Annotated in this window: 12 protein-coding genes; 3 read left to right on the top strand and 9 right to left on the bottom strand. The window is 62.7% G+C overall.

What is annotated here, in order from left to right; translation table 11 throughout:
* Window positions 1-60 precede the first annotated feature (60 nt).
* The 3 genes from P1T08_08785 to P1T08_08775 are packed head-to-tail and all read right to left on the bottom strand — an operon-like array spanning window position 61 to window position 2,174.
* Window positions 61-1,569 (bottom strand): ThiF family adenylyltransferase, encoded by a 1,509-nt coding sequence (locus P1T08_08785; protein MDF1596179.1) that lies wholly within the window; start codon window positions 1,567-1,569, stop codon window positions 61-63.
* Window positions 1,566-1,919: a hypothetical protein gene (locus P1T08_08780; GenBank protein ID MDF1596178.1), complete on the bottom strand. Its 354-nt coding sequence runs from the start codon at window positions 1,917-1,919 to the stop codon at window positions 1,566-1,568. Before P1T08_08780 ends, P1T08_08785 begins: the two co-directional genes overlap by 4 nt.
* The gene (locus P1T08_08775; GenBank protein ID MDF1596177.1) at window positions 1,920-2,174 is read right to left on the bottom strand and encodes a hypothetical protein; all 255 of its coding nucleotides are present in this window, start codon (window positions 2,172-2,174) and stop codon (window positions 1,920-1,922) included.
* Between the two features lie 288 nt (window positions 2,175-2,462).
* Between P1T08_08775 and P1T08_08770 the strand changes: the two genes are divergently transcribed.
* Genes P1T08_08770 through P1T08_08760 form a run of 3 tightly spaced genes read left to right on the top strand, consistent with a single transcriptional unit; the run spans window position 2,463 to window position 5,691 of the window.
* Window positions 2,463-3,014 carry a hypothetical protein gene (locus P1T08_08770; protein ID MDF1596176.1) on the top strand — a complete coding sequence of 184 codons (552 nt, stop codon included), beginning with the start codon at window positions 2,463-2,465 and terminating at the stop codon, window positions 3,012-3,014.
* Entirely contained in the window at window positions 3,011-3,916 is a 906-nt protein-coding gene (locus tag P1T08_08765; GenBank protein ID MDF1596175.1) for a hypothetical protein, read from the top strand. The genes P1T08_08770 and P1T08_08765 overlap by 4 nt, the downstream gene beginning before the upstream one ends.
* Window positions 3,913-5,691, top strand: coding sequence for an AAA family ATPase (locus P1T08_08760; GenBank protein ID MDF1596174.1), 1,779 nt, complete (start codon window positions 3,913-3,915; stop codon window positions 5,689-5,691). Before P1T08_08765 ends, P1T08_08760 begins: the two co-directional genes overlap by 4 nt.
* Before the next feature lie 375 nt (window positions 5,692-6,066).
* Here P1T08_08760 and P1T08_08755 read toward each other — a convergent pair whose 3' ends face one another.
* The 6 genes from P1T08_08755 to P1T08_08730 form a co-directional block, all read right to left on the bottom strand.
* Window positions 6,067-6,861 carry an ABC transporter permease gene (locus P1T08_08755; protein ID MDF1596173.1) on the bottom strand — a complete coding sequence of 265 codons (795 nt, stop codon included), beginning with the start codon at window positions 6,859-6,861 and terminating at the stop codon, window positions 6,067-6,069.
* On the bottom strand, window positions 6,858-7,673 hold the full coding sequence (locus tag P1T08_08750; protein ID MDF1596172.1) for an ABC transporter ATP-binding protein: 816 nt from the start codon (window positions 7,671-7,673) through the stop codon (window positions 6,858-6,860). Before P1T08_08750 ends, P1T08_08755 begins: the two co-directional genes overlap by 4 nt.
* A gap of 2 nt (window positions 7,674-7,675) precedes the next feature.
* Window positions 7,676-8,467, bottom strand: coding sequence for a nucleoside phosphorylase (locus P1T08_08745; GenBank protein ID MDF1596171.1), 792 nt, complete (start codon window positions 8,465-8,467; stop codon window positions 7,676-7,678).
* Window positions 8,468-8,519: 52 nt separating this feature from the next.
* Window positions 8,520-9,557 carry an ABC transporter substrate-binding protein gene (locus P1T08_08740; protein ID MDF1596170.1) on the bottom strand — a complete coding sequence of 346 codons (1,038 nt, stop codon included), beginning with the start codon at window positions 9,555-9,557 and terminating at the stop codon, window positions 8,520-8,522.
* A complete protein-coding gene (locus P1T08_08735; protein ID MDF1596169.1) occupies window positions 9,554-10,768 on the bottom strand; it encodes a substrate-binding domain-containing protein in 1,215 nt (404 codons plus the stop codon). Before P1T08_08735 ends, P1T08_08740 begins: the two co-directional genes overlap by 4 nt.
* 639 nt (window positions 10,769-11,407) lie before the next feature.
* Window positions 11,408-11,638: a DUF3892 domain-containing protein gene (locus P1T08_08730; protein ID MDF1596168.1), complete on the bottom strand. Its 231-nt coding sequence runs from the start codon at window positions 11,636-11,638 to the stop codon at window positions 11,408-11,410.
* Between the last annotated feature and the right edge of the window lie 64 nt (window positions 11,639-11,702).

Here is an 11,702-nt window from a genome sequence, read left to right as displayed (position 1 = left end):
TCAGTCGGGCGCGAGCCACCCTGTCTGAAGACCCCCAATCCCTTCATCTCCGGCGATGGATCACGCGCGGCGATCGAGCCAACGCTCGATCGAGTCGACACGATCGTCGACGAGGCGAAGTGCTCTGACTTTCAGAGGCAAGTCAGAACCGTGGCTGGCGCGGAGATGGTCGGCGGCGGAGTGGGCTCCAACGAGGGGCGTGCGTTTGTTGCCTTCGGCTTCAGCTGCTTCGTAGGGACAGTGCGGGTTCGACGGGTGATCGAGGTGCAGCAACTCGTGAGTGCTCAGGAGGTATTGGAGTGGTCCAGGGTCGCCCATGCCGGCGGGACCGACACTGAGACTGATGTACTGGGCCAAGAGGCTCGCCGCAGCGTTAATCGACACCATGGCGACGTTCTGACCGGCTGGTTGATTCGGGTGGCCGGCTCGACCAGCGATGTAGTCAGGATCGTCGAGCAGGCCGTCCATGTCGAGGGCGACCTGGGCGGCGTCGAGTTGTCGATTGCAGAGGAGGCACGGCCGTCCTGGGGCGACAACGTGGGATCGCCAGGTCGCGTTGCGAAGTGTTCCGCTTGGCATGGTGTCAACGGCGACGCCGCCATCGACCACAGGGATGAGGTCGCTGTAGGCGATGCCGTTGAGGACGGCTCGAGGCCATGGCCGGTCGACGCAGCAAAAGATGACGTCGTGGTCGAGTGCTACCGCGAGGCCTTCGGGTTCACAGATGCTCAGGTTCGAGATCTCAATTCGGGCGTTCGCGGCGGTGGAGTTGCGGCGTGCCTCCCGCCCCACAACGTGAGTCTTGGCGCGGCGGAGCGCTACGTCGCGTCGCGTCGCACCGATCAGCCGGTCGAGGTTGTGTTCCTTCACGATGTCGAAATCCATAACGGTGATCGAGGTCAGCCCGGACGCGGCGAGTCGAACGGCAACGTCGAGGCCGACACTCCCAACGCCTACGACCAGAACCCTTCGACGTGCCAGATCCGCCTGCACCTCTTCGCCCCAGCAACTGACGGTCCTCCGGTGCTGTCCTGTGGTACGAGGAGCGGGAACGGCACGGTCATTCCATGAGATGTCGAGTGTGGCACCGATGACCCGAACGTTGTGAGCGGGGCTGGCGGCGATGTCTCGTCCGACGCCGGTGTCCCAGTGGCGTGCAGACCATGTCCGGTCGCGGCCGGCGAGGGTCATTCCGACGAGGGGCAGTCCGGTGAGTTCACGGGCCAGGTTGGCGTACGAGCTTTCGGCGTCGCGGTCGGGGCCGCTCATCGACTGCCATCGGGTGGCGCCAGGGTGGCTGTGTAACACGACGATGCCACCTTGAGTACGTGCTGCGATCTCGGTTGCTCGCAGCACGTACTCGCCGGTGAAGGTGACGTTGCCGTGAACGTCTCGTTCGCCGGGCTGAGGGAGGATGACATCTCGCAGGATCGCCGTCGCACGGTTGCGGCCTGAAGAGGCTCGGTAGGTAGCTAGGCAGAGGTCCTCCTGGCCATCGTCACGGAGCAAGTGTTCGCATAGACGGGCGTGGGTCGCTCCGGTCAAGGCGACGGAGGTGGCGCGGGTCATCCTGTGGCTGCCCCGATGACCCCGCGAACGTGGCCGACCCAACCTACGCCGGGGTCGGGGTCTTGACCCCAGCGTGTGATCTGACGGCTATGCATGGTCCATCCCGAACGAGGAGAGGGCCGGCTGTTGGTGTGGGCGAACTCGACGGGTGCTGGGAGGTGGATCCAATGGGGAGGTACCAGCGGCCACCTGGAGAGCTCCTCGATTGCGACACCCGTGAGGACCGTGGCACCGATGTGGGCTCCGTCGACGGGTTCGATCTTGTAGATGACCAGTTGGCCATCGGCCACGGGGTCGAGACCCAATCTGGTCACCCGTTCGATGAAGTCGTCGACCCCGTCGCTCATCATCTAGGCCACGTCGGCGCGTTCACGGATGGACACGAAACGAGCGCTCGGCCGGATCTTGACGATCTCGTCGTCTGAGTAACGGCGGGTTCCGGGGCTGGAGCCCCGCACCTCTCCGAGATCGAACAGGCTCGGGTCGAGGCCAGCGAGCCGGAGCAAGTCCGCCGCGGGCTGGCGGCGGTCACAGGTGCTGTATGGCTGGCCGTCGATGCTAAATCGCACCTCATGGTTCATCTCTGACACGGTGGTGTCGTTCATGGCGATACTCCTTCTCGTCGTCTGTTCTCTTGAGCGGGCGGCTCACTGTGTACGTCGCGGCCAGACACCAAAAAGAAAGTTGATCGAATCGCTTTCTTTTTCGAGTCGGGTCGCGACAGTTAGACCAGCAGATGATGAATCCACCGCCCTCACCCACTACCGCGGCATCCGCTCGAAGACGACCTGGAGCGCCTTGAGCTGATCGTCGACGTCATGTGGGCACAGATCCACAGGGTGATTCGTCGGAACGCGCCACGGCGCCGACGAACTGGATCCGGCGTCGCCCGAGTGATTGGCGATCCGGTTGCTGAACTCCAGATTCAGGGCGGGCACAGCACTGAGGACATCCTCAGCGAGTGCCTCAAGGCGCTGCTCACTAAACCGCCGGAGCAGGTCACTGAGAGCTGGGAGGCGGTGGCGTTCGGAATCGCGACGAACAAGACCAAGGGTGCCCTACGCGACGGGCAGGCGTGGCTGCGCGCCACAAGGCACCGGCCCAAGCTCACGATGGTGTCCGGCGATAATCCCGGACCAGAGGGCGCGGACGGAACACTGGGTCGTTCCCTCTTTGAAGGGATTGCGGCGACAGGGCCGGACCTCGAAGAGCAGTTCTTTGCCACCGCTCAACAGCTCGAACTCATCAAGCTCGCGCATGAGCTTCTTGACGATCGAGACCGAACCATCTTCCTCGGGCTACACACCGGCGAGCGAAGCAGGGACTCGCTCGCCAACGAGTTCGACCTCTCGCCACCGGGCGTGACCTACGTCTACCGGCGCATCGCCCAACGGCTGTATGACCATCCGAGATTCCAACGATTCACACAAGGAGGCAACCGATGACGCACGACTTCGATCCGGTCGACGAGGTCCTCGACGCATACCTCGATTTCCTCGAGCACGGCGGCGACGAGCCATCCCTCGACCATCTCACCGCCACCCAGCGGGCAGAAGCGGAGCGGCTCATCGCGTCCCTGAAAGCCGGGCGAGGAATCGATCCCCAAGCCTCACGCCCGTCGATCGCTGCACTCCTCGCTCACGAACCGGCGCGGATGCCAGCCGGCGACATCGCTGACGTCGTCGGCCGGCTTGAGGCGGACCTTCACGATGAACTCAACGAGGGCTGCGACGTCGTCCCGGACATCGCAGCCCGCGCGTCCGGAATTGACAGTGACCTGATCATCACCTGCCGGGGTCACCGGCTTCGCGGCATGCTTGAGCCGGCCGACTCCGAGCTCAATGAACTGACCCCTCGACGTATTTCAGCGGCGGCCGCCATATTCGGCGCGTTCGGCGAGACCGCCGGAATACTGCTCATGACCAAACCGCCCATGGTCGGCGTGATCATCGAGCGTTCCGACCTCGAAGCCGCTTTCGAGGTCCCCAGCGGCCAGTCCCGACCACCCCGGATCGCACGGCCCATCGCGGCGGCTGCCGTAGCGTGCGCCGCCTTCATCAACGAACTCGCCCCTTCATTCACAGCTCTGGACGCTGACTTGATCCGGTCATTCGACGTCGGCAGTGATGCAATCGATGTTCCTGCGATCGTGAGGTCGTCTGTGCTTGCTGTCGCTGCCCAGGGCGCTCGCGCTCAAATCACCGAGAAGCGAATGGCCTGGTCAGATCTCGGTGACACGGAGACGACAGGGCTGGCGAGGTTGATCTCCGATCTCGAATCAGGCGTCGCGAGCCCCGAAGATCTGCCAGAACGACTCGGTGAGATCGTTGGAGCGCTCGCAGCATGATTCGCCATGTTCGCCTTCGAAACTGGAGGTCGTACGACTCCCTGGACGTCGACTTCGCGCCGGGGACAACCTTCGTGGTAGCCCCCAACGGCGTTGGAAAGACGTCGCTCGTGCACGCCCTCGCGTGGGCCCTATTCGGCGAACACGCCCGGAGCATCTCTCCGAAGGACTGTATCCGAGCCGGCACCGAACAGGCCACCGTCGAGATTTCGATGACATTGCGCGACGGATCGACCCTCGCGATTGAACGAAACATCAAACGCCGGGGCTCACCAACATCTACCTATCGCCTCAACGAGGAAGAACTGGATCCAGGAGCTGCCCAGGATCTTGTCGAAAGCGAGTTCGGCATTGACCTGCCGACGGCTGCACGGCTTTCTGTCATGCTCGGCGGTGGACATGTCGCCTCAGACCGAGCCCTCGATATCGAGACGCATCTTCACCAGGCCTTCGGGGTCACGAACCTACTCCGAGCATCGGAGCTGGCCGACGGGGCACTCAAGGACGCTCAAAAGGCAACCAAGGGACTCCGGGCGAGTGACAAGCAGCGCGTTGCCGATAGAGCAACCGTGGAGGCCGACATCGCGAGGCTCCAAGGCGATGTCGTCGGCGCCGAAGCTACCGGTACCCGCCTCGAAGCAGGGCTGGCTGTCGCTGATCAGGCTCGTCAACTAGCGGCCGAGTGGGCCCGATTCCGCACCGTGGCCAACATGTTTCAGGATGCGCTTGTTGACATCGCCAAGGAGGTCAGGGAAGTCCTTGCAGACGAACAGGTGCCGTCAGATGCTGATCGAGTCGTCCTCCAGGAGATGCTTGCGCAGGCCCGCGTCACCATCACGGACCGAACGGAAGAAACCATTGGGAAACTGGATCACGCCCGAGCCGCGACCATCGCCGCCGAGCACGGACTTGAGCTCCTCGAGGGTGACCACACCACCTGCCCCACATGTCTGAGACCGATCGATCGAGACGCCGTTGCCGTTGCCCGCGCAGCCCATTACGAGCTCGCTGAAAGAGCACACCGCGAAGAATCCGAGCTGTCCCGTGCCGCAGCCACGGCGACTGCGCAACTCGAACGGATCAACTCGCTTGTGGCGCGGCTCGAAGTCCTGAGCCAGCCGCAGGGCCCGCAGTCCGACGAGCACCAAGACCCCGAGTTCGCCGAGCGGGTGTACCGCGAAGCGCTCGATGCCCTCAACAGCCACAACGCGACCCTGGGTGGGCTTCGTTCCCAGATCGACGCCCTCAGGCAGCAACTCGACGCGGACAACGAAGTACAGCAGGCTCAACGCCGACTCACCGAGGCGTTTCGTCGCGAAGGTGTCGCGGCTGCCGCGGCTGCTGCTCTTCGAACCGCTACCGAACAGCTCACGTCGACAAGGATCGAGCCGATTGCCAGGGAAGTGCAGTGGCGCTGGAAGCAGCTGTTCAACGACGGCGGGCTTCAGCTTCGACCGGATGGCGCTGTTACCCGTTTCGTCGCTGGCGAAGAGCTCGGATGGGACAGCCTCAGTGGCGGCGAACGGATTTGGGCGCGGCTCATCACGCACCTGCTGGTAATTGAGTGCTCCACCACATTGCCATTCGTCTGGTTCGACGAACCCCTTGAACACCTCGACCCCAAACTGCGACGCACCGTGGCGGGGTATCTCGCTGACGCATCTGCTGCGCATGCGCCGGAGCAGATAATCGTCACTACCTACGAGCACGCATTGGCCAGTCAGCTGGCCAATGATCATCCGCAAGCCCACATCCTGCACATCAGGCGATCGTGATGATCGCGGTACCTGCTCGCGTGGGGTGTACATCTCGGCGGGGCACGTTCTCCATCGCGCGTCCATCGCGCGAGAGGGTGGGATGGGACGGTCAAGAACGCGGAATGACCCGGACCAGAAGCGCCGTCTGAGCAGGCGCTTCGCGCGTTTCCGCAGGTCAGCGAACACCCCGGACTCGGGCTCATAACCCGAAGGTCGGAGGTTCAAATCCTGTTCCGGCTACGAATGGGCTCTGGTCAGAGCGGTAGCTGACCGGGGCCTCGTTGCTTCGTTGTATCGGTTCTGCTGGTCTTCTACCGGTGGTCAATCGGACGGTTGTCTCGACGGGACCGCGTCCGGTCCGGGTATCCGCCGCTGTACGGTCTCGCTCCTCTTCTATTGGTCTTCCATCCGGGCGTCAGGCCAGCGAATCGCGGCCTTCTCCAACCAGCCGATGATGTTGAAGAAAAGGATCCCGCCGAGGGATGATAGGGCGATCCCGGCGAACATCAGTCGGGTGTCAATCCGATAGGCAGCTTGCACAATGACGTATCCGATTCCGCGATCCGATCCGGTGAACTCGGCAACAATTGCTCCTATGACCGACAAGGTGGCGGCAACCCGCAACCCGGCGAATACGTAGGGCAACGAACTAGGTATGCGCAGTCGCCAGAAGATAGAGGAACGCCGAGCTGAGAGAACGCTCATCAGTTCGAGGGCTTCGCCGCTCACCGAGCGAAGACCTCGGGTCGTGTTGACCAGCACGGGGAAGAAGCAGATGATGGCGGCAATCACAACCTTCGGGACCAGGGTGAATCCGAACCAGATTGTTAGTAGTGGAGCGATCGCCACGATTGGGACCGTCTGCAGCACGATCGCCCACGGGAAGGCAGCTCGTTCCACGATCGGCACATGCACGAAGATGACGGCGGCCAGGAAGGCCGCCGAGCTGCCTGCGAGGAATCCCAGTACCGCCTCGAGCATGGTCCAGCCAAGATCGGTGGTGAGGGAGCGGCCCTCGGCGATCAGCTCTGTCAGGATCTCGGTGGGGCTGGGAAGGATGTAGGCGGGCACTTCGAATGCCCGGACGATGACCTCCCAGACGACGAGCGCTGCAAAGAACAATAGGGCCGCCGGTATCACCGTGCGCCACTTCGGGCGTCCCTTCCGCATCGGCGACTCTGTGGTCATGTGACCGTCCCTTCGGTTGTGTCAGGGTCTTCCTCGAGGAGGCTGCGCAGCTCGCCGGTAAGGGAGGCGAAGTCGGGTTCGTACCGGATTTCGAGGGGCCTGGGTCGACCGAAAGGCACGGCCGCGATCCTGCTGATCCGGCCAGGTCGAGCGCTGAGCACAACCACCCGATCGGCGAGGTAGATGGCCTCTTGGATGCTGTGGGTCACGAACAACACCGTTGTCCCCGAGTTGCTCCAAACCTCGACAAGCTGGAGATTGAGGCGGTCTCGGGTGAACTCGTCGAGTGCGCCGAACGGTTCGTCCATGAGCAAGGTCGATGGTTGGTAGATCAATGCGCGGGCGAGGGCTACTCGTTGTCTCATCCCTCCCGACATCTGCCCGGGGTAGTGACCCTCGAATCCCGCCAGTCCCAGCTGGGCGAGAAGGCGCCGAGCCAGCTCGTCCATGTTTGAGCCGTGGGCAGGGTTGCGGTCGCCGAGAATCCGATCGGGAAGCAGCACGTTGCCGAGTGCTCGCAACCACGGAAACAGCACTGGGCTCTGAAACACGAAACCAAATTCGACATCTCGCCGTGCTTGATCGGGGGTTTTGCCGCGCACCGACACCGTGCCTTCGGTGGGTTCGAGCAGGCCCGCCACTATCCGGAGGAGGGTCGACTTGCCACATCCTGACGGACCAACGATGGCGGTGAACTCGCCGTCGGGGATTTGGAGCGTGATGTCGCGCAGCGCACGGACGGGCTGCTCTCCGCCGAAGCGCATCCCGATCCCATCGAAAGCGATTCCTCGCTCGATGCCCTGCTCTGCCACGGTTAGGTTCTCACAGCCTGGTATCTTCGGATACCCTCGAGGGCGACATCGATGGCGTTGTCCCATCCTTGAATGAGGCGATGGTTGGCGGTCTCGTAGTCGATGTCGTCGGGGTCCGTGTAGTTGTACGACACCGCGCACACCATCGCAGCCGCTAGCCCGCGTAGGTGCGCAACCGTGAAGATCGCGGAACTCTCCATCTCGATGTTGGTGATGTTGTGTCGCATCAGGTTCTCGATGAATGCGGGAGTTTCGGTATAGAAAGCGTCGCTCGACGCGTTGATGCCCACGTGGTAGTCGAACCCGCGTTGGTCGCTCAACTCCGATGCTGCCTCGATGAGCGCATGCACGAGGTAGTGATCGGCAACGGCCGGAAAGCCGGGGTCGACGTAGGCGGCGCTGGTGCCGTCGAGGCGCATCGATCCGGTGTTGATGAGGAGATCGCCGGTGCGGATTCCGGGAGCCAGCGCTGCGCTGCTGCCAACCCGGACGAAATGGGTCGCACCGACGTTGGCCAGTTCTTCGACGGCGATCGCCGCGGATGGACATCCGATCCCGGTGGAGGTGCTGGTGACCGGTATGCCGTGGTAGCTGCCCGTGACGGTCCGGTATTCGCGGTGGTGCGCTATCTCTTTGGGGTCGTCGATGTGGCCGGCGATGCGGAGCACACGGTCTGGATCGCCGGGGAGGAGGACGTATTCGGCGACGTCGCCGGGGCCGACCCGGAGGTGGTACTGCACCTTGCCTGGGGTGTTGGCGTTCTTGTCGAAGACCATGAGGGTGGGTCCTTTCACCAGCGGGGAGGAGGGTGGTCCGTATGAACCGGGCCACCCTCCTGCCTGGCAATCAAGAGGAGAAGCAGGCGTCCGTGTAGACCGAGGTCAAGTCGATATCCACGGTCAACCCACCGTACTCCCCCAGGACGTCCTCGGCGGTCTGCCATCGATCCAGGGTCATCGAACCGATGCCGTTGGCTATGGCATCGGGGGTCCGCACGTCGTCTTCGATGGCGGCCAGGCTCTTGAGTTCTTTGTCACGGTCGAGGTTGTCGGGATCGACGGCGACGACAATGTCGGCGGCTTCCTCCGGGTTGTCGAGTGCGTATTCCCAACCGCGGGCGATGGCCCGTACCATCGCACACACCGTGTCCGGATTGGCGTCCCGATACTCCTTGGTGGTGAACAGCGCATTCGCCGACGTTTCGACCCCGTAGTCGTAGGGGACGAAGACGGTGGTTTCGAAGCCCTGTTGTTCGGCCAGCATCGGCTCGTTAGTCGAGAAAACGGTGATGAGATCGATGGTGCCCTCGAACAACGGCGTTAGGTCGAATCCGACTGCCACCTGTCTGAGGGAATCGGGGTCGATGCCGTTCTTGACCAGCATCGCCTGTGTCAGCTGCCAGGGTCCACCTTCCTGAAAGCCGATGGTCTTGCCTTCGAGATCGGCGAGTGATTCAAATCCGGAGTCGGCGAGGGCCATGATCGCGCCTGGATGCTTCTGTAGGAAGGTGGCCACCGTGATCAGCGGGATGCCTTCGGCATTGGCGAAGAGCAGCGAGTTGGTGTCGTGCAACCCGAACGTGTCGCTTCCGGCAGCAACCAGCGTGATGCTGTTGATGTCGAATCCGCCCGGATTGATGGTGACGTCGAGGCCCTCTTCGGCGAAGAAGCCCTTTTCGAGCGCCACGTAGTCTCCTGCAAACTGGGCGCTGGGGAACCAAGGAAGCCGCAGCGATACGGCAACCGGTTCGGCCGCTGCAGCAGTCGTGTCGGCCGGTGCCGCCTCGGTGGTCGTTGTGGCGGCGTCGCCGGCGCATGCTGCGACCAGCAACGTCAGGGTAACGAGGGTGGCCAGCCAACGGACGATGTTGCCTTTCTGTGTCATGAGCGTTTCCTTTCCTGTGCCGGGGAGGTGTCCCCGGTCTGCCCTTCTGAAACCTGGCCGGTCGGGTGGCATCCGCACGAGGCCCGGGGAACGAGCGACGTTGCGACTGCGGTAGGTGGCTGTGTGCAGCCGTCGTCGATTGCCTGCCGCAGAACTCGTACCGCCTCGTGAGCGAGGACATCGGCGGGCAGACGGATGCTCGCCAGAGCCGGCGCGGCGAGCGCCGAGAAGGGAATCTCGCCGTAGCCCATCACCGCCACATCGCCAGGTGTCCGGAGTCCGAGACTGTCGATGGCGCTGATCGCGCCGAGGGCGAGGATGTCGCCGGCGCAGAAGATGGCGGTGGGCGGCTCAGGGTGCTGGAGGAGACGGTGGGCGGCTTTGGCCCCAGCTCCAAGCGAGAACTCTGCTGCGTGCTCGATCAGACGGGCGTCTGTGGCGATCCCGGCCTCACTCAACGCGCGGTGGTAGCCGCTCCCTAATCGCTTGGTGGCACTCCACGTCTCGGGTGGAGCCAGGTACCCGATCCGTTCATGGCCGTGCTCAATGAAATGGTTTGTCGCCACCGAGCCGTCACCTTCGCGGTCGACGGTGATCGTGGACCCTATGCCGACGTCGGCACAATCGACGAACACGAATGGTCTGAGAGCCTCCGCCGACTTGAAGACGTCAAGCGTGCTCAGATCGCCCGGTGTTTCGAAGTGAGTGACGATGACGCCGTCAACGTTCCGGCTGAACAGTTGATCTAGGTAGCGGGCGACCACCACCGAGTCGTAATGGCGAGTGTGGCAGATGACGGGCAACCACCCCTCGACCGTTGCCGCTTCGATGATCGATTCGAGATAATCGGCGTAGTAGTCGCTGAAGGATGGAACGAGCACGCCGATGGTGAAGGTTGGATGGTGCCCGCCACGGGCCATCGCACGATCACGATCGTATCCCAACACCACCGTCCCGGAGCCCCGTTTGGTGAGTACGAGCCCATCGTCGCGCAGCTGCTGATACGCCGCGCGGACCGTATGGAAGTTGACGCCCACATGTCTGGCGACGTCGACAATCGTGGGCAGGTGAGAGCCGGCGCGGATTGTTCCGGTGGCGATTAGCCAGGTGAACTGGCGGGCTACCTGCGTGGCGAGCGGAACCCGGCTCTCTCGGTCGACATTGATCCGGGGCGTTATCTCCGACGGATCCTCGTAACCCGCTACTTGCACACGGCAACCTTACCAGAAGTTCTAGATATCTAACAAAATAGATATATCGACCTATCCTGGCGAGGTAGCAGCGGCATGCTCTCGCGGTTCTGATGTACACCACCATCCGGCAGGCTCCGAGGTTGTTCCGTATTGTCTGGTCCTTGTCGTTACGCAGGTAAGGGCCTCTCGGACCTTCTACCACTGGGATCTCGGTCTCGATTGTGTCTGGCCACTTCACGTGGTAGCTGTGCAGGCGTCTGTTGATGTCGTTGATCGCGTCCTTTTTTCGACGCGATGACCAAGCCTCACCCGGATTGCACAGAGCGGTGATGTCGCCTTGGTTGTCCTTGCCGGTACGGGTGACTCCTCGACGAGCCATTGATTCACATCCTTCCTCGTCTGTCGGGGCATGCCGTTGCTTCTATTCGCCGGTTGCTCGAGAACTCGTAATGTTCCCGTCGGGGGTCGTGCCGATCCACAGGACGAGGACGCAACGGCGTCGCCGTAGGCAAGACCCATCACGACTGCGCCAAACGCCTGGAACGTCCCGTTCTCCAACGACGCCTACATCCGATCTGACGTGTGTTTTGCCCGGTCGACCGCGTACCGTTCCATCGGCTTCCGGTGGAAAGCGGTCTGGTCGGCTCTAGCCCGACATCAGCAGTCAGCCACATCGGCGAGAGCCTGGCCTTTCCAGGTGTCTGTTTCGGTTCTCAACATCGTTCCCGTCGTCCCGGCGACAACTCGAAGTGCCAACTCGCGCCCGTCACCGGTGATCAAGTGGTAGGTGTGTTGGCCTGTCTGGATGTCGACGATGATGTCGGAGACGTGACGTGGTGACCACCATTCATCAGGATTGCAGACGGCTATGACAGTGACCACGCTCATTGAAACTCCCCAGACCTGCTCACTGAAATTCCCCACCTCCTGAGAGGGAATACCCACTGTTGGG

The sequence above is a fragment of the Acidimicrobiia bacterium genome (assembly GCA_029210695.1).
Taxonomy (GTDB): domain Bacteria; phylum Actinomycetota; class Acidimicrobiia; order Spongiisociales; family JAHEDJ01; genus JAHEDJ01.
This window is presented reverse-complemented; position numbering and strand designations above follow the sequence as displayed.